Annotated in this window: 23 protein-coding genes and 2 tRNA genes; 21 read left to right on the plus strand and 4 right to left on the minus strand. The window is 59.3% G+C overall.

Annotated features, from left to right (window positions below; all coding sequences use genetic code 11):
- Positions 1–19: 19 nt before the first annotated feature.
- The 6 genes from ccmE to IG168_RS15615 all read left to right on the plus strand — a co-directional run bounded on the left by ccmE (position 20) and on the right by IG168_RS15615 (position 6,107).
- Positions 20–469 (plus strand): cytochrome c maturation protein CcmE, encoded by a 450-nt coding sequence (ccmE, locus tag IG168_RS15590; RefSeq protein ID WP_193165342.1) that lies wholly within the window; start codon positions 20–22, stop codon positions 467–469.
- Positions 466–2,451, plus strand: a complete 1,986-nt coding sequence (locus IG168_RS15595; RefSeq protein WP_193165343.1) for a heme lyase CcmF/NrfE family subunit — start codon at positions 466–468, stop codon at positions 2,449–2,451. Before ccmE ends, IG168_RS15595 begins: the two co-directional genes overlap by 4 nt.
- A gap of 17 nt (positions 2,452–2,468) precedes the next feature.
- Positions 2,469–3,053: a DsbE family thiol:disulfide interchange protein gene (locus IG168_RS15600; protein ID WP_193165344.1), complete on the plus strand. Its 585-nt coding sequence runs from the start codon at positions 2,469–2,471 to the stop codon at positions 3,051–3,053.
- Positions 3,016–3,621, plus strand: a complete 606-nt coding sequence (locus IG168_RS15605; protein WP_319024732.1) for an IMPACT family protein — start codon at positions 3,016–3,018, stop codon at positions 3,619–3,621. The genes IG168_RS15600 and IG168_RS15605 overlap by 38 nt, the downstream gene beginning before the upstream one ends.
- 140 nt (positions 3,622–3,761) lie before the next feature.
- Positions 3,762–5,294, plus strand: coding sequence for a BCCT family transporter (locus IG168_RS15610; RefSeq protein ID WP_193165345.1), 1,533 nt, complete (start codon positions 3,762–3,764; stop codon positions 5,292–5,294).
- 105 nt (positions 5,295–5,399) lie between these two features.
- Complete coding sequence (locus IG168_RS15615) at positions 5,400–6,107, plus strand: DUF4197 domain-containing protein (protein WP_319024733.1); 708 nt, start codon at positions 5,400–5,402, stop codon at positions 6,105–6,107.
- 396 nt (positions 6,108–6,503) lie between these two features.
- Here the strand turns inward: IG168_RS15615 and IG168_RS15620 are convergent.
- Both IG168_RS15620 and IG168_RS15625 read right to left on the minus strand, forming a co-directional pair.
- Positions 6,504–6,580: transfer RNA gene (locus IG168_RS15620), tRNA-Asp, on the minus strand.
- A 49-nt stretch (positions 6,581–6,629) separates the two neighbouring features.
- Positions 6,630–6,705: transfer RNA gene (locus tag IG168_RS15625), tRNA-Val, on the minus strand.
- A 177-nt stretch (positions 6,706–6,882) separates the two neighbouring features.
- On the opposite strand from IG168_RS15625, the gene IG168_RS15630 reads away from it, so the two are divergent.
- The 9 genes from IG168_RS15630 (at position 6,883) to IG168_RS15670 (ending at position 19,086) form a co-directional block, all read left to right on the plus strand.
- A complete protein-coding gene (locus tag IG168_RS15630) occupies positions 6,883–7,425 on the plus strand; it encodes a cytochrome c-type biogenesis protein (protein WP_319024734.1) in 543 nt (180 codons plus the stop codon).
- 4 nt (positions 7,426–7,429) lie between these two features.
- Positions 7,430–8,668: a c-type cytochrome biogenesis protein CcmI gene (gene ccmI / locus IG168_RS15635; protein WP_193165347.1), complete on the plus strand. Its 1,239-nt coding sequence runs from the start codon at positions 7,430–7,432 to the stop codon at positions 8,666–8,668.
- Positions 8,669–8,953: 285 nt separating this feature from the next.
- Positions 8,954–12,457, plus strand: coding sequence for a chromosome segregation protein SMC (gene smc / locus IG168_RS15640; protein WP_193165348.1), 3,504 nt, complete (start codon positions 8,954–8,956; stop codon positions 12,455–12,457).
- 36 nt (positions 12,458–12,493) lie between these two features.
- Positions 12,494–13,597: a cell division protein ZipA gene (gene zipA, locus IG168_RS15645; RefSeq protein ID WP_193165349.1), complete on the plus strand. Its 1,104-nt coding sequence runs from the start codon at positions 12,494–12,496 to the stop codon at positions 13,595–13,597.
- 138 nt (positions 13,598–13,735) lie between these two features.
- The gene (ligA, locus tag IG168_RS15650; protein WP_193165350.1) at positions 13,736–15,787 is read left to right on the plus strand and encodes an NAD-dependent DNA ligase LigA; all 2,052 of its coding nucleotides are present in this window, start codon (positions 13,736–13,738) and stop codon (positions 15,785–15,787) included.
- A gap of 180 nt (positions 15,788–15,967) precedes the next feature.
- Positions 15,968–16,402 (plus strand): hypothetical protein, encoded by a 435-nt coding sequence (locus IG168_RS15655; RefSeq protein ID WP_193165351.1) that lies wholly within the window; start codon positions 15,968–15,970, stop codon positions 16,400–16,402.
- Positions 16,403–16,493: 91 nt separating this feature from the next.
- The gene (locus IG168_RS15660; RefSeq protein WP_193165352.1) at positions 16,494–17,090 is read left to right on the plus strand and encodes a hypothetical protein; all 597 of its coding nucleotides are present in this window, start codon (positions 16,494–16,496) and stop codon (positions 17,088–17,090) included.
- 111 nt (positions 17,091–17,201) lie between these two features.
- The gene (locus IG168_RS15665; RefSeq protein ID WP_226877031.1) at positions 17,202–17,645 is read left to right on the plus strand and encodes a DUF4399 domain-containing protein; all 444 of its coding nucleotides are present in this window, start codon (positions 17,202–17,204) and stop codon (positions 17,643–17,645) included.
- Between the two features lie 40 nt (positions 17,646–17,685).
- The gene (locus tag IG168_RS15670) at positions 17,686–19,086 is read left to right on the plus strand and encodes a class II fumarate hydratase (RefSeq protein ID WP_193165353.1); all 1,401 of its coding nucleotides are present in this window, start codon (positions 17,686–17,688) and stop codon (positions 19,084–19,086) included.
- Between the two features lie 30 nt (positions 19,087–19,116).
- On the opposite strand, the gene IG168_RS20845 is transcribed toward IG168_RS15670, so the two are convergent.
- Positions 19,117–19,239, minus strand: a complete 123-nt coding sequence (locus tag IG168_RS20845; RefSeq protein ID WP_264300120.1) for a hypothetical protein — start codon at positions 19,237–19,239, stop codon at positions 19,117–19,119.
- Positions 19,240–19,379: 140 nt separating this feature from the next.
- Here IG168_RS20845 and IG168_RS15675 point away from each other — a divergent pair, with 140 nt between their 5' ends.
- The 6 genes from IG168_RS15675 to IG168_RS15700 all read left to right on the plus strand — a co-directional run bounded on the left by IG168_RS15675 (position 19,380) and on the right by IG168_RS15700 (position 25,716).
- Positions 19,380–19,583, plus strand: a complete 204-nt coding sequence (locus tag IG168_RS15675) for a hypothetical protein (RefSeq protein WP_193165354.1) — start codon at positions 19,380–19,382, stop codon at positions 19,581–19,583.
- Positions 19,584–19,719: 136 nt separating this feature from the next.
- Positions 19,720–20,790 carry an AraC family transcriptional regulator gene (locus IG168_RS15680; RefSeq protein WP_193165355.1) on the plus strand — a complete coding sequence of 357 codons (1,071 nt, stop codon included), beginning with the start codon at positions 19,720–19,722 and terminating at the stop codon, positions 20,788–20,790.
- Positions 20,791–20,971: 181 nt separating this feature from the next.
- Positions 20,972–22,765 carry an acyl-CoA dehydrogenase C-terminal domain-containing protein gene (locus IG168_RS15685; protein WP_193165356.1) on the plus strand — a complete coding sequence of 598 codons (1,794 nt, stop codon included), beginning with the start codon at positions 20,972–20,974 and terminating at the stop codon, positions 22,763–22,765.
- A 58-nt stretch (positions 22,766–22,823) separates the two neighbouring features.
- Positions 22,824–23,141 (plus strand): SCP2 sterol-binding domain-containing protein, encoded by a 318-nt coding sequence (locus tag IG168_RS15690; RefSeq protein WP_193165357.1) that lies wholly within the window; start codon positions 22,824–22,826, stop codon positions 23,139–23,141.
- 196 nt (positions 23,142–23,337) lie between these two features.
- Positions 23,338–24,975, plus strand: coding sequence for an AMP-binding protein (locus IG168_RS15695; protein WP_193165358.1), 1,638 nt, complete (start codon positions 23,338–23,340; stop codon positions 24,973–24,975).
- 243 nt (positions 24,976–25,218) lie between these two features.
- Positions 25,219–25,716 (plus strand): phosphate-starvation-inducible PsiE family protein, encoded by a 498-nt coding sequence (locus IG168_RS15700; protein WP_226877032.1) that lies wholly within the window; start codon positions 25,219–25,221, stop codon positions 25,714–25,716.
- A 116-nt stretch (positions 25,717–25,832) separates the two neighbouring features.
- Here the strand turns inward: IG168_RS15700 and IG168_RS15705 are convergent, their stop codons facing one another.
- On the minus strand, positions 25,833–26,300 hold the full coding sequence (locus IG168_RS15705) for a phosphate-starvation-inducible PsiE family protein (RefSeq protein WP_193165359.1): 468 nt from the start codon (positions 26,298–26,300) through the stop codon (positions 25,833–25,835).
- Positions 26,301–26,427 lie beyond the last annotated feature (127 nt).

The following is a 26,427-nucleotide window of genomic DNA, read 5'->3' on the forward strand; positions in this document are numbered from 1 at the left end:
CAGGGAATAACGAGAAGTCATGCATCCAGTTCGCAAGCAGCGCCTGATTCTGGTCGTGGTTCTGGTAGCGCTTTCCAGTGCCGCCGTGGGTTTTGTGACCTATGCCATGCGCAACAACATGAATTACTTTTACGCTCCCAGCGCGTTTGCCGCGGGCGAAGTGCCGGTACATCAGCGCATCCGCGCCGGCGGTTGCGTCGTGCCGGGCAGCGTGGTTCGCGCTTCTGACAGCTTGGATGTGCGTTTCGCCATCACCGACGGCGAGGCGGACGTCAACGTGGTCTTCGACAAGATACTGCCGGACCTTTTCGCCGAAGGTGAAGCGGCGGTGGTGACCGGAAAGTTGATGGACGACGGCACGGTGCGCGCGGATCAGGTACTGGCCAAACACGATGAAAACTACACGCCGCCAGAAGTGGCCGAGTCGATGAAGGCTCAGGCGAGCTGCGCGGGCGGAGCCAAAATATGACACCGGAATTCGGACACTTCGCACTGATCCTCGGGCTGTTACTGTCGCTGGCACTGGCGGCGGTCCCCATGGCCGGGAGTTATACCGCGCGCCCGCTGTGGATGTCGGCGGGGCGTCCACTGGCGATCGGGGTACTGGTATTCACTGCCATCGCGTTTATCTGCCTCACCATCGCTTTCGTGCAGAGCGACTTCACCGTCAAGTACGTGGCGCAAAACTCGAATAGCATTCTGCCCCTGCATTACAAGATCACCGCGGTATGGGGCGGCCACGAGGGCTCGATCCTGTTGTGGTTGCTGATGCTGTCTGGCTGGACCGCCGCGGTGGCCGTATTCAGCCGCCAGTTGCCGGCGGAGCTGGTGGCGCGGGTGCTGTCGGTACTGGGCCTGGTGCTCGTGGGCTTCTTCCTGTTTATCCTGCTGACTTCCAATCCGTTTGACCGCAGCCTGCCGTTCCCGCCGGTGGAGGGTTCAGACCTCAATCCGCTGCTGCAGGATCCTGGCATGATCGTGCATCCGCCCCTGCTGTACATGGGGTATGTGGGCTTCTCGGTCGCATTTGCATTCGCCATTGCGGCACTGCTCGGTGGGCAACTGGACGCCGCTTGGGCGCGCTGGGCACGCCCGTGGACCGCGGTAGCCTGGTCCTTCCTGACCGTGGGCATCGCTCTCGGCAGCTGGTGGGCCTACTACGAGCTGGGCTGGGGCGGCTGGTGGTTCTGGGACCCGGTGGAAAACGCATCGTTTATGCCGTGGCTGGTGGGAACTGCGCTACTGCATTCGCTGGCAGTGACGGAAAAGCGCGGCCTGTTCAAGAGCTGGACCATCTTGCTGGCGATTTTCGCTTTCAGCCTGAGCCTGCTGGGAACCTTCCTGGTGCGCTCCGGTGTGCTGACATCGGTGCACGCCTTCGCCACGGATCCGTTGCGCGGTGGATTTATTCTCGCTTTCCTGGCGGTCGTGGTCGGTCTGTCGCTGCTGCTGTTTGCACTGCGCGCGCCGACGGTCAGTGCCGGAAGTGTCTTCTCCTTCCGCTCGCGGGAGACGTTCCTGCTCGGCAATAACATCCTGCTGATACTGATGATGGCGGTGGTGTTGACCGGCACCTTATATCCGCTGCTCGCCGATGCGCTGCACTGGGGCAAGATCAGTGTCGGTCCGCCGTTCTTCAATATGTTTTTTGTACCGCTGATGATGCTGCTGTGTGTGCTGCTCGGTCTCGGCATCCATGCCAACTGGAAGGACAGCCGCTGGGACAAGCTGTTCGGTATCTGGCGACTGCCGTTGGCTGTCGCGGTCATTGCCGGCTTCGCGCTGCCGTTTGCTCTGGGTGGCTTCCACTGGGGTGCGGCGCTGGGCGTTTTTATCGGCGTCTGGGTAACGGCATCAAGTGCCGCCGATATCTTTGCCAGGACCCGCAATGCCGACTCCTTCGCTGCCGGACTGAAGCGCCAGCGCGCCAGTTACTACGGCATGCATCTGGCCCATATCGGCCTGGCAGTGAGCCTGTTGGGCGTGGCCCTGACCACCGTCTACAGCATTGAAAAAGACGTGCGCCTGGCTCCGGGCGGCAACCACAGCCTGGCCGGTTTCGATTTTCACTTCGACGGTGTTCGCGCTGCACAGGGCCCCAACTACCGCGCCTTCGAGGGCGTATTGCATGTGCGACGCGATGGCAAGCCGGTAGCGGAACTGCACCCGCAGAAACGCAATTACTTTTCCGGTGGCGGAGCCATGACCGAAGCTGCAATCGACAGCGGTTTGTTCCGCGATCTGTATGTCGCCCTCGGTGAGCCGATGGATAAGTCCAACCCGAATGGCGATTGGGCCGTGCGCCTGCACTACAAGGCGTTTGTGGTCTGGATCTGGCTCGGCGCGCTGTTGATGGCGCTGGGCGGTGGCATCGCTGTGGCCGACAAACGCTACCGCAAGGCCAAAGCCGAGCGCGCCGAGGCCATCGACGCAATACCGGCCGGGGCCTGAGAAAGGGGGGGCAACTCGTGGGTAGATTGAAACTGTTTTTGCCGCTGATCATATTTGCGGCGCTGGCGCTGCTGTTCTGGAAGGGCCTGTCACTCGATCCGCGGGATATGCCCTCGGCACTCCTGAACAAGCCGGTACCGGAATTTACGCTGCCCAATGTGGCGGACACGGACAAGGTCCTGCGCAAGTCGGATTTGCCCGCTGAACCGCTGCTGATCAATGTCTGGGCGACCTGGTGTATCTCCTGCCGTGTTGAGCACCCCTATCTGTATAAGTTGGCCCAGCAGGGAGTGCCGATTGTCGGCGTGAACCTGAAAGATGAGGATGCCGCTGCGCAAGAGTGGCTCCAGAAATTTCACAACCCCTATATTTTCAGTATTGCTGATCATCAGGGGCAGCTGGCGTTGGATCTGGGCGTTTACGGCGCGCCGGAGACCTTCCTGGTCGACAGTCAAGGCACCATCCGTTGCAAACACGTGGGTGTCGTCGACGAGCGCATCTGGCAGATCAAGCTGCAACCGCTGTATCAGCGCCTGAAAAAACAACACTGGGACGAGTTTGCCGGTGAGCTATCAGATTCCCTGCTCTCCGGTTGTCAGTGAGACCGAAGAAAAGAAAAGCCGTTTTATCTGCTGGCTCGGCCCGGTGCAGGATAAGGCGGCTTTTCAGCGTGAGCTCGAGCGCGCCCGCGGCGAGTTTCCCGATGCCAGCCATCACTGTACTGCACTGATTATCGGCAATCCCGCCAATCCTGAAGTAATGCAATCCGACGACGACGGCGAGCCCGGTGGCAGTGCCGGGCGGCCGATGCTCGAATTGCTGCTGAAACAGGGGGTCGGCAATGTCGGTGCTATCGTCACCCGCTATTTTGGCGGTACCAAACTCGGTGTCGGGGGGCTGATGCGGGCCTACCGCGGTTCCGTAGGCGCTGCATTGCAGAAGGTTGACCTGAAGACATTTGTCCCTCGTCTGGCGGTTGTTATCGGCTGCGATTTTGCCCAGGAGTCGCGCCTGCGGTTCCTGGCCGGGCAGCACGGGGGCACCTGTGCCGATGCTGAATACAGCGATCGCGTTTCAATGCGTGTCACGCTGCCGCAAGATCAGTGGATATCCATGCGGGAGCAGTTGATCGCGGAGGGGTTTGAAATCGGTTCCTGCGTTGAGCAATGAATTCCCCTGGATTTTTTTTGCCGGCAGCATCCTAAAAGCCAAATTGGTCATCTGGCAGTTTGAAAGTTTTCGGTTGCAGGTGATTTCGACCGCCGAACAATGGGAAACACGGGGGAATTGCTATCGAAGATCGGACAGGGGTGCAAGCGTCATCCTGGCGACAGCTTAAGCCAATCACCTTCTGGCCGGCGCTGGTCAGTATCCTGGTGGTGCTGGCCGTAACCGCAGTCGACCAGCATCAATTCGTGGCCATCACCACTGCCATTAACGACGGCATCATCAGTAATTTTTCCTGGCTGTTTCTCTATTCCGCGGTGGCACTCCTCGGGCTCTGCCTGTTCGTTTACATCTCGCCGCTGGGGCCTGTGCGAATTGGTGGGCCCGGCGCGCGGCCGATCTATTCACCCTTTCGCTGGTTTGCAGTATCCCTGACGACGGTGATCGCGATGGGCATTCTGTTCTGGGCAGTGGCGGAGCCGGTGCTGCACTTCCGGCAGCCACCGGATTTCGCCCAAGTGGCCCCGGGCAGCGAAAGTGCCATGCGCTTTGCGATGTCGACAGTCTTTGTGCACTGGACCCTTGCGCCCTATGCAATCTACACCGTGGCCGCCCTGACGTTTGCGCTGGGGTTTCATAATCGCGGCTATGGATTTTCCGTTGGCTCACTGTTCCGGCCCATAGTGGGCAGGCATCTGCACGATTCCGCCGCGCAACTGATCGACGCGCTGGTGCTGTTTGCTGTGGTGGTCGGCATGTCGGCTGTTCTGAGTGCCGGGCTCTTATTGATCGGCGACGGTCTGCTTACCCTGTTCGATATTCCCAAGTCCGCGGCAGGCTATGCCGCCACCGCTGTGTTTATTGTTGCGGTCGCATTGCTGTCCGCATCCAGCGGTTTGCGCCAGGGAATTCAGGTGCTGGCGAGAATCAACACTGTGCTGTTTGTCCTGCTGATGCTTTACGTGCTGGTGGTGGGGCCTGACGGATTCTTGGCCCGGATCGGCGGCGAATCCCTGGTTGCCTATGTGGTGGATTTCTTTCCCCGTCAGCTGTTGTTGGATGAGCCGGCGGGCAGCCGCTGGTCCGGTTGGTGGACCACGGCTTTCTATGCCAGCTGGTTTGCGTGGGCGCCGCTATCCTGCCTGTTCCTCGGCAAGATCGCGCGGGGTTATACCGTGCGGCAGTTCATCCTGGTGAACCTGCTGTTGCCCTCGGCTTTCGGTATTTTGTGGTTTTCCGTCTTTGGTGGCGCGGCCCTGTATTTCGATGATTTTCATGGCGGTGCTATGTACGACACCTATCGGGGCGAGGGTTTGGCAGCGATGGTCTACCAGCTGTTCAGTTACCTGCCGGGAAGTCAGCTGTTAAGTTTTTTCTTTGTGATTGCCTGCTTTATTTCCTTCATTACTGCCACAGACTCCAACACGGATGCCATCGGGGGCCTGTGCATGAAGTCAGTGACTGCGGAACATATGGCTTCGCCATTCTGGATTAAATTGTTGTGGGCATCACTGATCGGGGTTATCGGCTGGTGCAGTGCAACTTTTCTCGGGGCGGACGGGATCAAGATGCTGGCCAACCTGGCGGGGTTGCCGGGCGTGTTTATTGTGCTGGCGAGCGGAGCCAGTCTGTTATTTCTGGTTCGCAAGGCGGGCGGCCTCGATATCCAGCCATAACGCGCCAGGAGAGTGGCCGCGTTGCGATCGCAGCGGGAATACGGTCACTTCCCAGCGGTGTCGAATGCGGTAACATGGCGGCATCTGTAACAGGGGAGAATGTCCGTGAAAAAGTGCTGGTTACTTGTGGGTTTGTTGGGGTTGGCGGGTTGCCAGAACATGGAGGCCGTCTCTCCGTGGGTGGATGTGGGCAACCAGATAGCCAAAAATGCGGGCTACGATACCGATTCCCGCCTGGCCAGGGGAGTCAAGGATGTCCTGAATACCAGCACCGATCGCGCCAGCGCTCAGCTTTCGCAGACGGGGGCATTCCATCTCCAGTTGCCCGCAGCCGCTCGACCGGTGGCCGACAGTCTGCGGCAGTTTGGTTTTGGCAGCTATGTGGACCAGCTGGAAACGGCGATGAACCGGGGTGCGGAACAGGCGGTCGCTGAGGCGGCGCCGGTGTTCAAACAGGCGATTACCGGTATGACGGTCACCGATGCCCTGGGCATTGTCCGAGGTGGCAATACTGCTGCTACGGATTATTTCCGTGGCCAGACTGAGAGTGCGCTGCGCCAACGCTACCAGCCAATCGTGGAGGCCAACTTGCGCAAGACCGGCTTTTACGATCAGTACAAAAGCATGCTCGCGGTGTACGACAAGTTGCCGATCGCCAACAAGCCCAATATGGATCTGGAGCGCTATGTGGTCGACAGTAGCATGACGACACTGTTCAGCCGCATTGGCCAGGAAGAGGCATTGATCCGCAAGGATCCTGTTGCCCGGGGCAGTGTCTTGATCGGGCAGGTGTTCGGGCCGGGGCAGGGGTGACCTATCCCGTCGACTTCTGTGTGAAGCCGGTTCGGATAAGCGCGTTGTTCTGTCATGACTTCGTCTGAAGAAAAGCCCACCCAGGTGGGCTTTTCTTTTTTCGGGCGCTTACAGTTTTGTCGGGCGTCAAGAATTGCTAAGGACAATTCGTCGAGCAGGATTCTTGTGTGCAGATCCAACACATACAAAAAGTCCCTCACTTTAGTGGGAGCCTCTTATCGTGTGGCGAGCTGGACGGGAATGACTCGGGCCATCCTGGCCCTCGCCCTGTGGGCGCCTACGCTGCGCTGCGGCGTCCAAAATTGCTCCCGGCAATTTTGTCGAACGGGGGCTCTCGTACGCCGATCCAGCACATACAAAAAAGGCCCTCACTTTCGTGAGAGCCTTTTTTGTATGTGGCGGACCGGACGGGACTCGAACCCGCGACCTCCGGCGTGACAGGCCGGCATTCTAACCAACTGAACTACCGGTCCGCAGTTCCTTTTCTTCCCTTGTGAAGCCTGCCGGGCAGGTTAAGGGAAGTGGTGGGTGGTACAGGGGTCGAACCTGTGACCTACGGCTTGTAAGGCCGTCGCTCTCCCAACTGAGCTAACCACCCCGTGTCAGGAGCTGCGTATCTTAATGAAAAATTTTGCCCCGTCAACGCCTTCGGCAAAAAAATTTTTGTCTTTCAATAGGTTAACGGTTTGGGGCGTGAATTGATCCCGCACGCGCGGGTGTGTCCGGGCGCTCTGGCACTGCTATAATCGCGCAAATTTCCGGCGGACGATAAATCGTGACAAATCCTGTGAAACAGTCGAGCTGGCCGGCCGTAGTGGCGGCGGTGCTGTGTGTCCTGTGTTTCTGGCTGTTGCCGTTTATCGAGGTAGAGGCGGCCGTCGAGGTGGAGCAGCTGTCGTCGCCGGCCCTGGAAGCGCGCTATCACGTGTTGATCGAAGAGCTGCGCTGCCCCAAGTGCCAGAACCAGAATCTCGCCGGTTCCGATTCTCCGGTGGCAGGGGATCTGCGCAAAGAGATCCGGCGCTTGCTGGAAGAGGGCTTCACGGACAGTGATATCAAGGACTACATGGTCGCCCGCTATGGCGATTTTGTACTCTACCGGCCGCCGCTGCAGCGCAACACAGTGGCGCTTTGGTTAGCCCCCGGGGTGTTTGCGGCTATCGGTCTTCTGGTTTTGATAGTCATCGTGATGCGTTCCCGCAGTGGTACCGGGGCACGCCAGGATGATGCCAGTTCGGAGCTGACCGCTGACGAGCGCCGTCGCCTGCAAAAACTGCTGGGCGACGATTTTGATGATGTGAGCGACAACGGGAAGTAAAACAATGACAGAACTTTGGCTGGGTCTCGGGTTGCTCATACTGCCGCTGGCATTCGTGCTTTTGTGGCCGGCGCTGCGTGGCGCCGGGCGGCAGCGCACCGTGGCGGAAAGCAAGCGTGCAGCGCTGGCAAATCTATACCGGGAGCAGCGGGCTGAGCTGCAGGCGGCGCGCGATAGTGGTGCGCTGGATGAACAGCAGTTTGCCGAGCTGGAAGCTGAGATGGCACGCAATCTGCTGGCCGCAGAGGAATCCCTGAAGTCCGGAGCTGCCGCCCGCGGCGGTCGCGGACTAGTCATTGGCCTGGCCGTGCTGTTGCCGCTGGTTGGCCTTGGGGTTTATCTGAGTTCCGACCATATCGGCGATCTGAAGCTGTACCGACAGGTGGTTGCGAGTCATCAGGGTAAAACCACGCCGGAGGACGAGGCGCAAATCACCCGGGAGTTGCAGGCCCGCGCACAGACCCACCCGGACGACCTGACCAGCCGCTACGTGCTGGCGCAGCGCCTGCTGGTGACCGGTGATCTCCAGGGTGCCGTGGAGGCATACCGCTACGTTGTCGCGCGCTCGCCGGAAGCCGCTGGGGTCAAGGCCGAGCTGGCGCAAGCGCTGTTTTTTGCCAATGGCTCTCAGGTTTCCGCCGAGGTCAACCAGTTGGTCGACGAGGTGCTGGAGATTCAGCCGGACAATGGCACTGCGCTGGGGCTGGCCGGAATCGCCGCTTTTGATCGCAAAGACTACCGCGCTGCACGAAACAGCTGGCAGCGTGCTCTGAACCTGTTGCCGCGGGGCTCTGCGGCGGCGGAGGCGCTCGCTGCCGGCGTGGCCAGGGCCGACAAGGCATTGGCGGACGCGGGCGAACCGGTGGCGCAGACTGTGGCCGAGCAAAAGGCGCCGGCGGCGGATGGCCCGTCAATCCGTTTGCGAGTGATGCTCGGCGAGGGTGTCGAGGCCAAGCCGGATACCCCGGTGTTTATCTATGCCCGCGGTGCCGACAGCCCTATGCCGCTGGCCATCGTGCGCCTGCGCGCGGATCAGTTGCCCGCGGACGTCGTGCTCGACGAGTCCCGGGCGATGATGCCGAGTCGCTCCATCGCCGGAGTGGATTCGGTGGAGCTGGTGGCCCGGCTGGCAGTGCACGGTAATGCGCGACCGGCCCCCGGTGACTGGCAGGGTGCTATAGAGTCGCTTTCCCGGTCCGCGTGGTCCGAACCCCAGTCGATCACCATCGATACCGAGCTCTGATCGCCGCCGCGCCAGCCTTCCACTGGCTGGCGCCGCAACGGCGTGTCGGTCACGCCTTTTTCGCCCGCTCCCTCACCATTGCCCCCTCAGGGCGCTTCGGGTTTTGCTGTGCGGGCCGATCCTCTCGAGTGGCGTCCACTGCCAAAGCGGGGCGGCACGCCTTACCAGTCACCCTCCGAAAGTGTAAAAATTTGCGCTGAAAGCCTCGGCGCGGCCATGTACAATTGGCGGTTTGGCGAGCCGCCGCGCCAGCTGGCATAGAACAATTATCGAGTTGCAAAATACATGCGTCTGAAGTGCATCAAGCTTGCGGGTTTTAAATCCTTTGTTGACCCGACCACAGTCTACTTTCCGTCCAACCTGAGCGCCGTGGTTGGCCCCAACGGCTGTGGCAAATCCAATACCATTGATGCGGTGCGCTGGGTGATGGGCGAATCGTCGGCCAAGAACCTGCGCGGCGATTCGATGACCGATGTCATCTTCAACGGCTCTAGCGGCCGCAAACCGGTGGGGCAGGCCTCCATCGAGCTGGTGTTCGACAACTCCCAGGGCAAGCTGCAGGGCGCCTACGCCGCTTTCGCCGAGATCTCGGTCAAGCGCAAGGTTACCCGCGATGGGCAGAACAACTACTACCTGAACGGTGACAAGTGCCGCCGTCGCGATGTGACTGACCTGTTCCTCGGTACCGGTCTGGGTCCGCGCAGCTACGCCATCATCGAACAGGGCATGATCTCGAAGCTGATCGAGGCCAAGCCGGAGGAACTGCGGGTCTTCATTGAAGAGGCCGCGGGCATCTCCAAGTACAAAGAGCGCCGCCGCGATACCGAGAACCGCATGCGCCGCACCAAGGAGAACCTGGAGCGCCTGACCGATATCCGCGATGAACTGGATCGCCAGTTGTCACGCCTCGAGCGCCAGTCCGCCGCGGCGGAGAAATACAGCCGCTTCAAGGAAGAGGAGCGCAGTCACAAGGCCCATCTGCAGGCGCTGAAATACCGCGACCTGAACGACCAGTCCAAGAGTAAGCAGCAGCAGATCTCCGAGCTGGAACTCACCGTCGAAGAGCTGGTGACCCGCCAGGTCAGCTGCGACACCGATATCGAGCAGAAGCGTGTGGGATACCACGAGCTGTCTGACGGCTTCAATGAAGTGCAGGGCCGCTTTTATGCCGTGGGCGCCGATATCGCGCGTCTGGAACAGAGCATCGCCCACGCCCGCGAACGCAACACCCGCCTGGCGTCTGACCTGCAGCAAACCGAACAGGAATTCCGCGAGGCGGAGACCAACCTCGAGACAGATCAGGAAAAGGCCGTCCAGTTCGAGGGCGAGCTGGAAGTGATCCTGCCGGATCTGGAAATGGTCCAGGCCGCCGAAGAGGAATCCGCGCAGACACTGCTGTCCGCGGAAGACGCCATGCGCGACTGGCAAAACGAATGGGACCAGTTCAATCAGGGTGCCTCCGGTTCGCGCCAGAAGGCCGAAGTGCAGCAGTCACGTATCCAGCACCTGGAGACCTCGCGCCAGCGCCTGCAGGAACGTATCAACAAACTGCAGGCGGAACAGTCCGGACTGCAGGAGAGCGGTGACGACGGTGAAACCGAGCAGTTGAACGAACAGCTCGCGGAACTGGAGTTGCAGGCCACCGAGCGCCGCGAGACCGTGGCCGAGAAAAATGAATCCCTGGCCGAGCTGCGCGGGCGCGAGAGCGATGTCGCCAGTGAGCTCGACCAGCTGCGCCTGCAGCTGCAGACCAGTCGCGGCCGCCACGCCTCCCTGGAGGCACTGCAGCAGGCGGCGCTGGGGCAGGGCAAGGCGGTGGAGAACTGGCTGCAGCAGCAGGCCCTGGCCGAGCGGCCGCGCCTCGCTGACCAGGTGTCCGCCCAGTCCGGCTGGGAAACCGCGGTGGAAACCGTACTCGGTGCCCAGCTACAGGCGGTCTGCGTCGAGCAGCTGGAAAGCCTCGGCGAGAGTCTCGCGAGTTTCGAGAGCGGCCAGGCAATATTTATCGACGGTGGCCAGGTGGCCGCCGCGTCCGACGGCGCCCTGCCGAAGCTGGCGGATGTCGTGAACGGCCCCCAGTCCCTGGCGGGCATTCTGTCGGGCATTTACACCGCGGAAGACCTGAATGCGGCGCTGGCCCAGCGCGCCCAGCTCAAAGCCCACGAGTCCATCGTCACCCGCGATGGCCTCTGGCTCGGCCCCAACTGGCTGCGCGTGAACCGCGCTTCCGATGCGGAAGCCGGCGTACTGGCGCGCAAGCAGGAGCTGGAGGAGTTGGAGCAGTCCATCGCCACCACAGAAGAGCAGATCGAGAGCTTTTCCGAGCAGCGCGAGACACTGCGCCTGCAGGCCAGCGATCTAGAGCGGGCCATTGAGCAGTCCCGCAACGAGGCGGAGCAACTGGGTCGACAGGAATCGGAGCTGCGCAGCCAGCTGTCCGCCCGTCGCGCGCGCGCCGAGCAGATGGGCGAGCGCCGGACCCGTGTCGAACAGGAAATCACCGAGGTGCGTGAGCAGTTGGAGCTGGAAGGGGAGTCCCTGTCCGAAGCGCGCCTGCTGTTGCAGGAAGCGGTCGAGGCCATGAGCGACGACACCGACCGCCGTGAAAGCATGCTGGCGCGCCGCGACGAGTTGCGCGAAGCTCTGGATGCGGCGCGCCAGCGCGCCCGCGAAGACAAGGATCGCGCCCACGAACTGGCGATGCGCGAGCAGTCTGTGCGCACCCAGATGATGTCCCTGGAGCGCACGCTGCAGGTCATGCGCGAGCAGCTGGAGCGTCTGCGCAGCCGCCGCGAACTGCTGCAGGAGCAGATGGCGGAAGCCCAGGACCCGTCACAGGATTTTCAGGCCGAGCTGGAAGAGAAGCTGGCCGAGCGTCTCGACGTGGAGACCGAGCTCTCCGACGCGCGCAAGAAACTCGAGGAAGTCGAGAGCGGCCTGCGCGAGCAGGAACAGGAGCGCCACAAGGTGGAGTCGGCCCTGCAGGGTGTCCGCGCCCAGCTGGAACAGGAGCGCCTCAGTGCGCAGACGCTGGATGTACAGCGCAAGGGGCTGGTCGAGCAGCTCGCGGAAACCGATCACGACGTGGATCAGCTGCTGGAGTCTCTGCCCGGCGACCTGACCATCTCCCAGGTACAGCAGGAGCTGGAACTGGTGGCGGCGCGGATTTCGCGCCTGGGGCCGATCAACCTCGCAGCCATCGACGAATACAAGCAGGAATCCGAGCGCAAGAACTATCTGGATCGCCAGTACAGCGACCTGACCGATGCGCTGGAAACCCTCGAAAACGCCATCAAGAAAATCGACCGGGAAACCCGCACGCGCTTCAAGGAAACCTTCGACCAGGTCAACACCGGCCTGCAGGAGTTGTTCCCGAAAGTGTTCGGCGGTGGTCACGCCTATCTGGAACTGACCGGCGAAGACCTGCTGGATACCGGTATTGCGATCATGGCGCGCCCGCCGGGCAAGCGTAACAGCACCATCCACCTGCTTTCGGGCGGGGAAAAGGCGCTGACCGCAATTGCATTGGTGTTCTCGATTTTCCGCCTGAACCCGGCGCCATTCTGTATGCTGGACGAGGTGGATGCACCGCTGGACGATGCCAACGTCGGCCGCTATGCGCGGATGGTGAAGGAAATGTCGGAACACGTGCAGTTTATTTATATTACCCACAACAAGATCGCTATGGAGATGGCCAACCAGCTGTTGGGTGTAACCATGCATGAGCCAGGCGTATCGCGCCTCGTATCCGTGGACGTAGAAGAGGCCGCCGAACTGGCATCCGCGTAAGCGGCGTAAGGGAAAGACGCTGAGAGAGACGCTTTAATGGGAAACTGGCTGGTAACAATTCTTGCGCTCATACTGCTTCTTGCGGTGTTGGACGGCGTGCGTCGCGCAATTCTGAAACAGCGCAACGCGATGAAGGTTTCGCGCAACCTGTCGCAGTCAATGCGGCGGGACACCTATGCGGATGAGGAAGACGATATCCTCACGCCCGTGCGCAGTGCATCCGTTCCACAGGATGATGCTGATGATTACGTGGATCCGGAAGAAGAGGCCAAGCGCCGCCAGATAGCCGCGGAGCTGCCTGGCAGTGTGCGCGTGGTACAGCGGCGCGCGCTGGAGGATGCACTACAGGTCAACCGCCAGGTGCAACAGACTTTCCAGTCCTCGCGCAAACCGCTCGCCGGCAGCAGCGCGCAGCGGGAGGAGCCCGAGCAGACATCGCTGAACCTGGAAGACCAGGTTCCGACACTGATGGATTCCGTGGTCGCTGAAGAAGATCGCCGCGAGCCGGAACTCAATGAGGCGGAAAGCCTCGAAGCCCTTAGAGAAACGCTGGAATCCGAACCGGAAACACTGACTAATACACCGGTCCAGGACGCCCGGGAGCCCCGCATACAGCCGGAGCCCGGGGTGGCGACGACCCAGCGACGGGAAAAGAGGGCAGCGGTGAAAGACACAACAAGAAAACCGCGGGAAAAATCCCCGGTCGAAGAAGTTCTGATCATCAACGTGATGGCGCCGGAAGGCGATCACTTCGAAGGCAATGACATCCTGCGGGTGATGATGGCCGCGAGCATGCGCTTCGGTGAAATGAATATCTTCCACTTCCACCAGGGCGGCAGCGACGATGGCCCAGTGGTCTTCAGTCTCGCCAATATGGTGGTGCCGGGTGTATTCGACCTGGCGCAGATGGAGGAATTCGTCACACCGGGCCTGAGCCTGTTCCTGGCACTGCCGATCGAGGGTGAGGCGATCAAGGCGTTCGAGCAGTTGCTCTCCACCTCGCGGCAGATCGCGGAGCTGCTCGGCGGCGAGCTGAAAGACGAGAATCGCAGTGTCTTCACCGCCCAGACTGCAGAGCACTACCGCCAGCGGGTGATGGAGTACCAGCGCCGCAAAGCACTGGCGCGGGCTCAGGCCTGACCCCCGTTTTATTGAATCTGACGGAGCGGCCTTCGGCCGCGATTGCACGTGCTCAGTGTTGAGCCGATCGCAGTTAGGGACGCTCCTGCAACCTGATACCCTACCTCCGGCAAGAATTCCTGTTTTTGCGTACGAAGAATGACCAAAAAAAGCACAGATAAACAGCCTACCACCGAACAGCGCCAGCGCGCGCAGGAACTGCACGACATCCTGCAGCGCGCCAATTACCAGTATTACGTCCTCGACGATCCGGAGTTACCGGATGCGGAGTACGATCGCCGCCTGCGCGAGTTGCAGGACCTGGAAGCGGAATATCCCGACCTGGTAACACCGGACTCCCCGACCCAGCGGGTGGGCGCTGGACCACTGACGTCCTTCGCCGAGGTGCGTCACGAAGTGCCGATGCTGTCGCTGGACAATGCCTTCAACGACGAGGAGTTGCAGGAGTTCGACCGCCGCGTGCGCGATCGCCTGAATACCAGCGAGCCGGTGGAGTATGCCTGTGAGCCCAAGCTCGACGGCATCGCCATTAGTCTGCTGTATCGGGAAGGCGTGCTGGAGCGGGCCGCTACCCGGGGCGACGGCACCACCGGTGAAGATATTACCCAGAATGTGCGCACTGTCGGCTCGGTGCCGCTGCGCCTGTTGGGAAATGGTGTGCCAGCGGTTCTGGAAGTGCGCGGCGAAATCTATATGCCCAAAGACGGCTTTGCGGCGCTGAATAAAAAGGCGGCGGAGGCCGGCGAGAAGACTTTCGTCAATCCACGCAACGCCGCCGCGGGGAGCCTGCGCCAGCTGGATTCCCGTATCACTGCGCAGCGCCCGTTGCAGCTGTGTGTATACGGGGTAGGGCAGGTTGAGGGGGCGACTTTACCGGGCAAGCACACAGAAATGCTGCTGCAGCTCAACCGCTGGGGTTTCCGAATCAATAGCGAGATGGCCGCAGCCAGAGATATCGATGGCTGCATCGAGTATTACCAGCAGTTGGGTGAGAAGCGCGATGCGCTGCCATACGATATCGATGGCATCGTCTTCAAGGTGAATGACACCGCGCTGCAGCGCCGCCTTGGCTTCGTCGCCCGTGCACCGCGCTGGGCGATGGCCTACAAATTCCCGGCGCAGGAGGAAATGACCGAGCTGTTGGACGTGGAGTTCCAGGTGGGGCGCACCGGCGCAGTGACACCGGTGGCGCGCCTGAAGCCGGTTTTTGTCGGCGGCGTCACTGTCTCCAATGCAACACTGCACAACCGCGACGAAATTGAGCGACTCGGTGTGAAGGTCGGCGATACCGTCGTGATCCGCCGCGCCGGCGATGTGATTCCGCAAGTGGTTTCCGTAGTGGAGAGCAAACGCCCGAAAAATGCCCGGGATATCGAATTTCCGACGCACTGCCCGGTGTGCGATTCCCCGGTGGAGTCGACCCCCGGCGAAGCGGTGGCGCGCTGTAGCGGCGGCCTGATCTGCAGCGCACAGCGCAAGCAGGCGATCAAGCACTTCGCCTCGCGCAAGGCGATGGATATCGACGGCCTCGGCGACAAGCTGGTCGAGCAGCTGGTAGACGAGGGACTGCTGCACTCGGTCTCCGGCCTGTATGACCTCACACTGGAACAGTTGGCGGGCCTCGAGCGGATGGGGCAAAAGTCCGCGCAGAACCTGCTCGACGCGCTGGAGCGCAGCAAAGACACGACACTGCCGAAGTTCCTCTACGCACTCGGAATTCGCGAAGTGGGTGAGGCCACCGCGCGCAATCTCGCGCGGCATTACGGCGATCTGGAATCGTTGATGCAGGCGGACGAGGAATCCCTGCAGGAGGTGGAAGATGTGGGCCCGGTGGTGGCGCATTTCGTGGCTGAGTTTTTCCAGCAGACCCACGCCCAGGAAGAGATTGAGGCCCTGCGCCAGGCCGGTGTGCACTGGCAGCCTGAGGAAACCGGCGGCGAGGAACAGCCCCTGTCCGGACAAACCTGGGTGCTGACGGGCAAGCTGGAAACCCTGTCGCGCAGCGAGGCGAAAGACTACCTTCAGCGCCTGGGCGCCAAAGTGGCCGGCAGTGTCTCTGCCAAAACGGACAGCGTGGTCGCCGGTCCCGGTGCCGGCTCGAAGCTGAACAAGGCGCGGGAACTCGATATTCCCACACTGGATGAGGAAGCCTTTATCGAAATGCTGCGCGGTCGCGGTATTGAGATCTGACCGCGGTCACAGCCTCTGCAATTGAAAGTCGGACAGCGAATGCGGTCGGTTATTGATCGACATTTCATTTGCGATCCCGGTTATAGCTTTCTCGTTTTTTCACCGTTAAAGTGAAGCCCCAAGAATCTTTATTTGCCGGATGTTTTTTGTCCAGCAGCGCCGCCGCGAGGAAAAGCAATAGTGGTACAGGGCGATCAGGAATCCATTGTCTACGGATGTATCAAAGACAGTAACAGCCTCGCTGGTGGCGCCGATCGCCGGCGGGTAAACCGCGAGGCGGTGCTGGCGCTGCCCAGTGCCGATGAGTGGCCTTTCCTGTGCCGCGATATGTTTTCGATTCCCACCATCAAGGTCAAATTGTCCCAGTACCAGACCGATGTCATCCACTTTGGTGCTTCCTATCGCGCCGTGGAATACGAATGGAATCACTGGATCCAGAAGTTTGAAGAGCTGCTGCGCAGCATGTACTGGGTATCGGCCACCGTTCACCTCGAGACCGAGCTCTCCGGTATCCACTCTTTTACCTGGGAGGCGGCGGGTCTCTATCACGAGCCCGGTAGCGGCGATATGCAGGTGCGTTGCGAGTGGACCCAGGAGGGGCGTGTCAGCGTCTGACCCCGCACTTTTCCGCGCCACTGCTATGCTGTACTGAGTGACAGGCCAGGGCGCTGCTGTGTGTCCGGCCCCGGGCTGGAGGGCAGACGGCGTGAGCGACGGAACTCCCGAATTCGCAACTCTCTACGCACATGTCCGCGTAATACTCGGTATCATTGTCGGCCTCGGGCTCACGCACCTGTTGCGCAATTTGGCGCGGTTGGTGGAGGAGCCTCGCGAGGACCGCCTTTACTGGGTGCACCTGATGTGGGCGGGGTTCGCAGTGCTCTACCTGCTCCATTTCTGGTGGTGGGAGTTCCGCTTCTCCCACACGACATTGATCAGTCTGCCGGTCTATCTCTACCTCATCGGCTATACGCTGCTGCTCTACCTGTTGTGCGCCTTGCTGTTCCCGGAAAAAAATTCCGAACCCAAGAATTATCGCGCGTTATTTTTATTGCGGCGCAAGTGGTTCTTCGGTGTGCTCGCCCTGATTTTCGCCGTCGATTTCGGCGATACCCTGCTGAAGGGCGGGGGCTATCTGGTGGAGCTGGGCAGCCTGTATGTGTATCGCAATATCCTGTTCATTGCCGCCTGCCTGGTAGCGCTGATCAGCACCAACCGTTTCTACCATGCCACGTTTGTAGTGCTGGCAATCATATTCCAGGTTTGCTGGTTGTTTATGGAATACTTTTTCAGTAATGCCTGATTTTGGACTTGGCGTCACCGGTCTGCGGCGATAAGCTGTGAAACGTGATTCCACGCAGCGGCGCCGCCTGCTGAGCGGGTACGTGCGCCGAACCACCAATAAGGAGTTCCCATGACCGCATATAAATCCCTGATTCTGGCCGGTGCGTTGGCCCTGGCGCCGTTTGTCAACGCCGCTGAGGACACGTCGTCGCAGATGATGTCGGAAGCGCCGGCAGATGCGAAGGTCTATATCATTTCTCCCAAAGACGGCGACACCGTGGGCAAGACCTTCAAGGTGCAGTTTGGCCTGTCCGGCATGGGCGTCGCTCCGGCGGGAGTCGATAAAAAGAATACCGGGCACCACCACCTGCTGATTGATGTGGACTCCATGCCAGATATGACCAAGCCGCTGCCGTCCAACGAGCACGTGGTTCATTTCGGCGGTGGTCAGACTGAAACTGAACTGACACTGCCGCCGGGCAAGCACACGCTGCAACTGGTTATGGGCAATTATCTGCATATCCCATTCAAGAACCCCGTAGTTTCCAAGAAGATTACCGTCAACGTTGAATGAGCCGCGCTGTGACAGCAGCATGCGGAAGATGGGTGAAACGATGAGCAGTTCGAGCAAAGAGTTTCGCACCGAAAAAGACAGTCTGGGAGAGATTCAGGTACCGCAATGGGCGCTGTACGGCGCCCAGACCCAGCGGGCCCATGAGAACTTTCCCGTCAGTGGAGCGCCACTGCCGCCCGAGTTCATTCACGCGGTAGTTTTGATTAAAAAATCCGCCGCGCAGGCCAACCGCGAACTCGGCCTGCTTGATGAAAAGATGGCGACGGCAATCGTGGCAGCCTGCGATTCCCTGACGGAAGAGGACATCGCCACACACTTTCCCCTCGATGTTTTCCAGACTGGTTCCGGTACCAGCACGAATATGAACGTGAACGAAGTGCTGGCCCATATCGCCGCGCGCGAAAGCGGTCTCGATGTGGGAGCCAACGATCACGTCAACATGAGCCAGAGCAGCAACGATGTGATTCCCACTGCGATTCACGTCTCCGCATTGCTCGCCGTAAGGGATCAGTTGCTGCCGGCGTTGCGGCACCTGCACGCAAAATTGTGTGACAGGGCAGCCTCACTCGGCGATGTGGTGAAAACCGGGCGCACCCACCTGATGGATGCGCTCCCGCTGACACTTGAGCAGGAAATTCACGCTTGGGCGGGGCAGATCGAACTCTGCCGCGAGCGTATCCGCGGCACCCTGCCACGGTTGTCGCAGGTAGCCCAGGGCGGCACGGCGATTGGCACCGGCCTCAATGCGCATCCGCAATTTGCCGAGCTGTTTGCGCAGAAGCTCAGTGCCAACAGCACCCAGCAGTTCCGCCCGGCGGACAACCTGTTTGCAGCGATTGCCAGCCAGGACACGGCGGTGGAATTATCGGGCCAGCTTCGGGTGTTGGCGGTGGCGCTGATGAAAATCTCCAACGACCTGCGCTGGATGAACAGCGGCCCCCTGGCGGGGCTGGCGGAAATCGAGCTGCAGGCACTGCAGCCGGGCAGCAGTATCATGCCGGGCAAGGTGAACCCGGTCATTGCCGAATCTTCAGCAATGGTGGCCGCCCGGGTAATGGGAAACGACGTGACGATCGGCGTGGCGGGTCAGAGTGGAAATTTTCAACTGAACGTCATGTTGCCGCTGGTTGCACACACGCTGCTGGAAAGTATCCGGCTGCTCGGAAATGCCGCCCAGTTAGTGGCAGACAAGGCGATTGACGGTTTTACCGTTAACCGGGAGCATATAGAGGAAGCGCTGTCTCGCAATCCGATTTTGGTGACGGCTCTGAATCCGGTCATCGGTTACGCCAAAGCTGCGGAAATCGCCAAAGAGGCCTATCGCAGCCACCGCCCGGTACTCGATGTCGCACGGGAAATGACTGACCTCGACGAAGAAGCGTTAAAAAAACTGCTGGACCCTGCGAAGTTGGCGCAGGGGGGAATCGTCAAGGGGGAGTGAGCGTTGTGTCCTGAGTGTAATTGCCCTGCACTACGACAGCAGGGCAATTCCCAGCAATATTGCCACCATCAATGCGGCAAGACACTCGATCAGGGTAAACAGATGCCGTACGGTGATGCGGTCCTCGCGTCGGTACAATAGTTTCCTGCCCATTTAAACCTCCCGCGGCGTTGACAGGAAGCGGACTTTACCGCACGATTCCGCGCCGCATCGGTCTATCTATCCTTGAAGGATAGTGTGGCAGTTTTATGCCGACCAATTGTTCACTTTTTGTAACCAACGCAGTGGATCTCATGGCCAAGAAAAGTCGACGTTCGTTTATTACCAGTGTGCTCGCCTGTGTCGCCTTCGTGATTGCGGCCGTCTGGAGTTGGGATCTGCCAATTGAAGATATCGCCTCCTACGCGGCGGTACTGTTGATTCTACTTTTGGTGATCATAGTTGCCGCGCTGGGTTTCGGCGCACTGCTGAATTGGTTGCGCAGGCGCAAGAAGTAAATGGGCGGTTCCGGAAACGCACGGGACCTGTCTATGGCCGTGATCCGCTGCGGTGCTCGTCGCAGTGTCCAAGGCGCTTGTCCCGGCGGCTGCTTGCAGTTGCCGGCCTGCCGCGATTGTTGAGGTAGTTGACCGAATGCCCGTGTCGGAAGAGGATATCCGCATCCCCATTGCCTACCTCGAGCGATTGCTGGAGGAGGCGGCCCGGCATGGCTGTGACCGCAATGAACTGCTGGCTTCGGTAGGCATCGAAGCCAGTGAACTAGAGGGCACAGCCGCTTTCTCCGCAATCAAATACGGTCGTCTGTACCAGCGTGTGATGTGGCAGGTACAGGATGAGTGGTTTGGCATGCTGAGCGGTGGCCGGGTGCGCTCGGGATCGTTCCGGCTGCTGTGCCTGACGGTCGTCAACTGCGCAACCGTGCGTCAGGCCATAGCGCGCAGTGCCGAATTCATGGAAATCTGCCGCGGTTTCAAGGTGAAGCCGGTTTTCGAACCTGCATCAGGCGGTCGCGAGCGAGTGGCCATTCGCGGTATCAGCTCCCTGAAAGAAGGGGAGTTTGATGCGCTGATTCGGGAGACGAGCCCCGGTGTTATCCGCACTACGCTGGCGGTGTGGCACCGTTTCTACTGCTGGCTGGTAGGTCGGGAAATTCCCCTGGCCCGGTTGCACTTCTCCTTTCCCTGCCCGGAAGAATTCCGCACTCTGGCACAGAGTGAGGCCGGTGAGCTGCTTTTTGACCAGCCCGTCAATGCGCTCGAATACGACAGTCGCTACCTCGATTACCCAATCGTACAGAATCCACAGACGCTGGAAGACTTTATCCGTACCGCACCGTATCACCTGGTGATCAGCGACGGCAGTGCCAACAGTATCAAGACCAAGGTAAAGACCATCCTCAACCGGGATGTGAGCGAGTCGATGCCGTCGGCGGAGGTTGTCGCGGAGCGTCTCAATATGTCGGTGACGACCCTGCGCCGGCGGCTGCAGAATGAGGGGACCTCTTACCAGAAGTTGAAAGATGAGTGTCGCATGGAGGCCGCTTTCCACTATCTCAGCTGTCCCGACCTGTCCAACGGACAGATTGCTGAAATGCTCGGTTTCGACGAATCCAGCGCATTTTTCCGCGCCTTCAAGAAATGGACCGGGGTTACGCCCGGAGAATATCGCAAGAGTGGTCGCCCGCTTGTCAGTGACGCAAACTGACTGAAAATCCCGCCTTTTTTTCGCTGAGCCGCCCCGTTTTGTCATCGCTTTGGACTGATTTCGCCATAGAGCGAGTTGGCGGCTTGCTACTATGATGAACCAATCGCAAGAATCAGTCACAAGTCTGACCGGCCGGTTTCCCGGCGGGTCGGCAAAAAAGTAGAGAGTTGAGGGTAGCAGGATGACCGATATCAAGATTCCATTGCGCGACATGCGCTTCGCCATGCGCGAACTGCTGGACTGGGACCAACACTACGCGTCCCTGGGCTACGAGGAAGCGACTCCGGATCTGGTCGATGCCATCCTGGAAGAGGGCTCCAAGTTTTGTGAAAACGTACTGGCGCCGCTGAACCAGATCGGCGACCAGCAGGGCTGCACCTGGAAAGACGGCGAGGTCACCACGCCGGAAGGATTCAAAGAAGCCTACCAGCAATTCGTCGAGGCGGGCTGGCCTTCTCTGGCACACGATCCCCATCACGGTGGCCAGGGCCTGCCGCCGTCACTGGGTACCGTGATGAGCGAGATGGTGGGCACCGCGAACTGGTCCTGGGGTATGTACCCGGGCCTGTCCCACGGCGCCATGAATACGCTGGAAGCCCACGGTACTGACGAGCAGAAAGATACCTATCTGACCAAGCTGGTAGAGGGTACCTGGACCGGCACCATGTGCCTGACCGAGCCGCACTGTGGTACCGACCTGGGCATTCTGCGCACCAAGGCTGAGCCGAATGCCGACGGTTCCTATGCCATTAGCGGTACCAAGATTTTCATCTCTGCCGGTGAGCACGATATGGCGGAGAACATCGTCCATATCGTACTGGCACGCCTGCCCGATGCACCGGCCGGTACCAAGGGGATCTCCCTGTTTATCGTGCCCAAGTTCCTGCCCAATGCCGACGGTTCCATCGGCGAGCGCAACGGCGTTGCCTGCGGTTCCCTGGAGCACAAAATGGGTATTCACGGCAACGCGACCGCCGTGCTGAACTTTGACGGTGCCAAAGGCTACCTGATCGGCCCGCCGAACAAGGGCCTGAACTGCATGTTCACCTTTATGAACACTGCGCGCCTGGGTACTGCCCTGCAGGGCCTGGCGCACGCGGAAGCGGGCTTCCAGAAATCCCTGGCCTACGCCAAGGATCGCCTGCAGATGCGTTCCCTGTCCGGACCGAAAAACCCCGATGGTGCCGCCGACCCGATTATCGTGCACCCGGATGTTCGCCGCATGTTGCTGACCCAGAAGGCGTTTGCCGAGGGTGGCCGTATGCTGATCCTGCTGTGTGCACAGCAGGTAGACCGCCTGCAGAAAGGCAGCGACGAAGACAAGAAGGAAGCCGACGAGCTGCTGGCATTCCTGACTCCGATCGCCAAGGCTTTCCTGACCGAGACCGGTTTTGAATCCGCCAACCTGGGTATGCAGTGCTTTGGTGGTCACGGCTATATCGCCGAGTGGGGCATGGAGCAGAACGTGCGCGACGCGCGTATTTCCACCATCTACGAAGGTACCACCGGTATTCAGGCGCTTGACCTGCTGGGTCGTAAGGTCCTTATGACCCAGGGCGAATCACTGCGTCGTTTCACCAAGATGGTGCATAAATTCTGCCAGGCGGAAATCGACACTGAAGCACTGGCTCCGTACGTCACCAAGCTGCAGGAACTGAACAAGCAGTGGGGCGAGCTGACGATGCACGTCGGTGCCAAGGCGATGGAGAACCCGGACGAAGTAGGTGCGGCTTCTGTCGATTACCTGATGTATTCCGGTTACGCTGTGGAAGCTTTCCTGTGGGCGCGCGCTGCAAAAGTGGCTAACGACAAGCTGGCTGCCGGCGAGGGCGAAGCGGAATTCTACCGCGCCAAACTGGCGACCGCGCGTTTCTACTTCGATCGCATCCTGCCGCGCACGGCGACCCATGCCGCGGCAATGCAGAGCGGTGCGGACAACCTGATGGAACTGGACGCCGAACACTTCGCGTTCTAAATCCATTCACTGTAAAAAACCGCCGGTTCGCCGGCGGTTTTTTTGTGGAGTAGATCCTATGCAGTTGCCGGATCAGACGGTAGCTCGTTTGCAGCGCCTCCCTTGTTTGCACCCAGGCACTCGGGTACAGTTCCGGCTGCCCGATGCCAGCGATTTTTACGTGCTCGTATCGCAGCAGGAGGGCGGCAGCGCGGCGGTTTCGCACCACGGTGAGGCAGAAAATCCGGCTTTGGTTCTGGAAATGTCAAATGCCACACTTGGTGCTATATTGGATGGCCGTTTAAGCGCCCGCCATGCATTTCTACTTGGCGATATCCGGTATACCGGTGACAGGGACCTGGCAGCTGCGCTGGCCGACCTGTTCCCTGCGGCATAGATAGCCACACAATCAGTTCAACCGCACTTTCCGGCAGCGGCTTTGAATAATCACAATCTGTCCGGACGTACAGCCCAATAAGATCAAACAGAAACGGCTGTACAGAAACAAACAATAATTAAGTGTCCGCGGACTTCCGCTGTGCGGTTGGTCTATATAACGGACAGGCGACAACAACAGGACTGGGAGAAGACAGTTGGACATCGACCGCAGCATACTCGACGTATTTACAGGCGCCTGTGCCAAGTTCAGTGACAGGCCTGCGTTTACCTGCCTCGGGCAGACGCTAACCATCGGCGAAATCGATAAGCTCAGCGCCAAATTCGCTTCCTACCTGCAGAATCACACCGACCTGGAGCCCGGCGATCGCATCGCAGTACAGCTGCCAAACGTACTCCAGTACCCGGTAGTCGTATTCGGCGCCCTGCGCGCGGGTCTGGTGGTCGTCAACACGAATCCGCTGTATACCCAGCGAGAACTCAAACACCAGCTGAATGACTCCGGTGCCAAGGCCCTCGTGGTGCTGGCGAATATCGCCGACACTGCGTCGCAGATCGTTGCCGAAACCGGAGTAAAGAAAGTCATCGTCAGCGAAATCGCTGACCTGCACAGCCCGGTCAAGCGAATGCTGATTAACAGCGTCGCCAAATATATTAAGAAAATGGTGCCGGACTTCTCCTTTGCCAACGAAGTCAGCTTCCGTGAGGCCATGTCCCTCGGTGCCAAACAGCCGCACCAGGACGTCCAGCGATCGCCGGAAGATGTGGCCGTGCTTCAGTACACCGGCGGCACCACCGGTGTGGCCAAGGGTGCCATGCTGACGAACCGCAACCTGGTCGCCAATATGGAACAGGTGCGCGAAGCTCTGGGCGATTCCATGAAGGAGGGCGAGGAGTTTTATGTGGCACCGCTGCCGCTGTATCACATTTACGCCTTCACTATTCACTGCATGTGCCTCTTTTCGACCGGTAGTCACTCGCTGCTGATTCCGAATCCGCGCGATATTCCCGGTTTCGTCAAGGCGCTCAAAGGACTGCGTTTTACCGGATTCGCAGGCCTCAATACCCTGTTCAATGGCCTGATGCGCTGCCCCGATTTCCCCGAACTGGATTTCAGCAAGCTGCACACCACTTGCTCCGGCGGCATGGCGCTCACCCGCGATACGGCCAAACGCTGGGAGCAGATGACCGGCTGTGTCGTGACCGAGGGTTACGGTATGACGGAAACCTCCCCGGTAGTGTCTTTTAACCCCGCTGACGCGGTTCAGCTGGGCACTGTCGGTATCCCGGTACCGGGTACTGAAGTGAAAGTGATCGACGAGAACGGCAATGACCTGCCGAATAACTCTCCGGGTGAGCTGTGCGTGCGCGGCCCCCAGGTGATGAAAGGTTACTGGCAGCGTCCGGAAGCCACAGCGGAAGCCCTGGACAGCGAAGGCTGGTTGCGCACCGGCGACATGGCGGTGATTCAGGACGACGGCTACATCAAGATCGTCGACCGCAAGAAAGACATGATCATCGTCTCCGGCTTCAACGTGTATCCGAATGAAATCGAGGATGTCGTGAGTGCGCACGACAAGGTTGCCGAAGCTGCTGCGATCGGTATCCCCAACGAAAAGAGTGGCGAGCAGGTGAAGCTGTTTGTCGTCAAGGCGGACGCCTCCCTGACCGAAGAAGAGGTCATAGCCTTCTGTCGCGAAAATATGACGGCCTACAAAGTGCCGAAACAAATCGAGTTCCGCGAGGACCTGCCGAAGACGAATGTCGGCAAAATCCTGCGCCGCGAATTGCGCGACGAGGAAATGAAGAAAATAGAGTCGGCCGTTAGCGCCTGATCTCGACCTTAAAGCCCATTGCGCAGAGATGACTGTGCAGTGGGCTGGCGAAAGCAAAAAAAGGCCTCACTGGGAACGGTGGGGCCTTTTTTATTTATGCGTTTCGCCCAGCGGGGTAGGGCCGCCACAGATCAATGGTTTTGGCCTCATGGTCTATTGATATGGAGCGCTAAAGCCAATGCGGTGCCCGTTGAAAAGATATCTGCTGAGTTTGCGCTATAACTAAAAAAATGGCTCTGCAGGATGATGCTGGATATGAAGAGGCGTGGGCGTCGCGCGATTGTGCATGAAGAGCTGCCGACAGAACACGAAGACCGGTTAATTCGATATCTGCATCGCGTTATCCGAATGGCCGTGCGGTTCATGGCGATCCTGATGTCATTGGTAATCGTCTGGGGGTCGATTTATGTTTTGTTTGTTCTATACGAAAGACTGAGTTTTCCGCCAGTCTGGATTCTGGATTCCAGGGATATTCTAGATATTTTTGGATCGTTTCTGGTGGTGCTTATTGCCGTCGAGATATTTATCAATATTCGACTCTACCTGGGCACTAATATCATTCCCATTCAACTAGTGGTGGCGACGGCGCTGATGGCGATGGCGCGGAAAGTCATCGTGCTGGATACCGAAAAGACTGGCCCGCTTTTCGTCATGGGGTTTGCCGCGGTAATCATTGCTCTTGGCATTACTTATTGGATTGTTTCTCACAGTTCGGCTGAGCGTCCGCCTGACGATGAATAATATTCGGAGCGGCAAGGTTCGCTTTACGGTCCTATGATATTTCTTTGGCGAAGAGTATGTGCTCCGGGGGGATTAAAAATTTTGGCTCATAAATCTCACGACTGCGCGCTATCGGCTTATTTATCCTTCTTTGCCACTAACCAATAAGTCAGTCCCAGCGCCAGTACGACGGAAGCTATCGCGAAAATATAGTTTGGGCTGATATCCTCCAGATCCATTACGATCACTTTCCGCGAGATTGCCATCAGTGCCGTGGCGACTACCAGTTGTATCGGGATTACGTTGGAGCCGAGGTAGAGACGGATATTGATAAAAATTTCGATGGCGATTAGAACCAGCATAAAGGCGCCGAATACATCGAAAAGATCGTTGAAGTCCAGCAGGAATTTCGGTTCATCCGTGAGGCGTTGGTAAAGGACTAAAACGACGTCGAGTACCCCCCAGATAATGACCAGTGCCATCAGTACAGCAAGTACGCGCACGGAGTTGCGTATTACTTGATGCAGGATCCGAATCAACGGATCGTCATGTTCCTTGGGTAGCTCGTCGTGAATCAGCTTGTGTCGCTCATCGCCTTCAACCATCGATTGCACGCTCCATTTGAATCGAAACGTTGACTATCATGCCCTGCGGTGGGGTGGCGGACAAGTTTGCGTGTGTTGGCCGGCAGTTGTAGGTATGGGGGCGTTGGATGCTGAGTTATAGCCGTGG

The organism is Microbulbifer hainanensis, from assembly GCF_014904735.1.
GTDB lineage: Bacteria > Pseudomonadota > Gammaproteobacteria > Pseudomonadales > Cellvibrionaceae > Microbulbifer > Microbulbifer hainanensis.

What these genes read in the sequence shown, in the direction of transcription:
- ccmE (WP_193165342.1), top strand. Translation starts at nt 20, where the DNA reads ATGCATCCAGTTCGCAAGCAGCGCCTGATTCTGGTCGTGGTTCTGGTA.
- IG168_RS15595 (WP_193165343.1), top strand. Translation starts at nt 466, where the DNA reads ATGACACCGGAATTCGGACACTTCGCACTGATCCTCGGGCTGTTACTG.
- ccmI (WP_193165347.1), top strand. Translation starts at nt 7,430, where the DNA reads ATGACAGAACTTTGGCTGGGTCTCGGGTTGCTCATACTGCCGCTGGCA.
- smc (WP_193165348.1), top strand. Translation starts at nt 8,954, where the DNA reads ATGCGTCTGAAGTGCATCAAGCTTGCGGGTTTTAAATCCTTTGTTGAC.
- zipA (WP_193165349.1), top strand. Translation starts at nt 12,494, where the DNA reads ATGGGAAACTGGCTGGTAACAATTCTTGCGCTCATACTGCTTCTTGCG.
- ligA (WP_193165350.1), top strand. Translation starts at nt 13,736, where the DNA reads ATGACCAAAAAAAGCACAGATAAACAGCCTACCACCGAACAGCGCCAG.
- IG168_RS15665 (WP_226877031.1), top strand. Translation starts at nt 17,202, where the DNA reads ATGACCGCATATAAATCCCTGATTCTGGCCGGTGCGTTGGCCCTGGCG.
- IG168_RS15670 (WP_193165353.1), top strand. Translation starts at nt 17,686, where the DNA reads ATGAGCAGTTCGAGCAAAGAGTTTCGCACCGAAAAAGACAGTCTGGGA.
- IG168_RS20845 (WP_264300120.1), bottom strand. Translation starts at nt 19,239, where the DNA reads ATGGGCAGGAAACTATTGTACCGACGCGAGGACCGCATCACCGTACGG.
- IG168_RS15675 (WP_193165354.1), top strand. Translation starts at nt 19,380, where the DNA reads ATGGCCAAGAAAAGTCGACGTTCGTTTATTACCAGTGTGCTCGCCTGT.
- IG168_RS15680 (WP_193165355.1), top strand. Translation starts at nt 19,720, where the DNA reads ATGCCCGTGTCGGAAGAGGATATCCGCATCCCCATTGCCTACCTCGAG.
- IG168_RS15685 (WP_193165356.1), top strand. Translation starts at nt 20,972, where the DNA reads ATGACCGATATCAAGATTCCATTGCGCGACATGCGCTTCGCCATGCGC.
- IG168_RS15690 (WP_193165357.1), top strand. Translation starts at nt 22,824, where the DNA reads ATGCAGTTGCCGGATCAGACGGTAGCTCGTTTGCAGCGCCTCCCTTGT.
- IG168_RS15700 (WP_226877032.1), top strand. Translation starts at nt 25,219, where the DNA reads ATGATGCTGGATATGAAGAGGCGTGGGCGTCGCGCGATTGTGCATGAA.
- IG168_RS15705 (WP_193165359.1), bottom strand. Translation starts at nt 26,300, where the DNA reads ATGGTTGAAGGCGATGAGCGACACAAGCTGATTCACGACGAGCTACCC.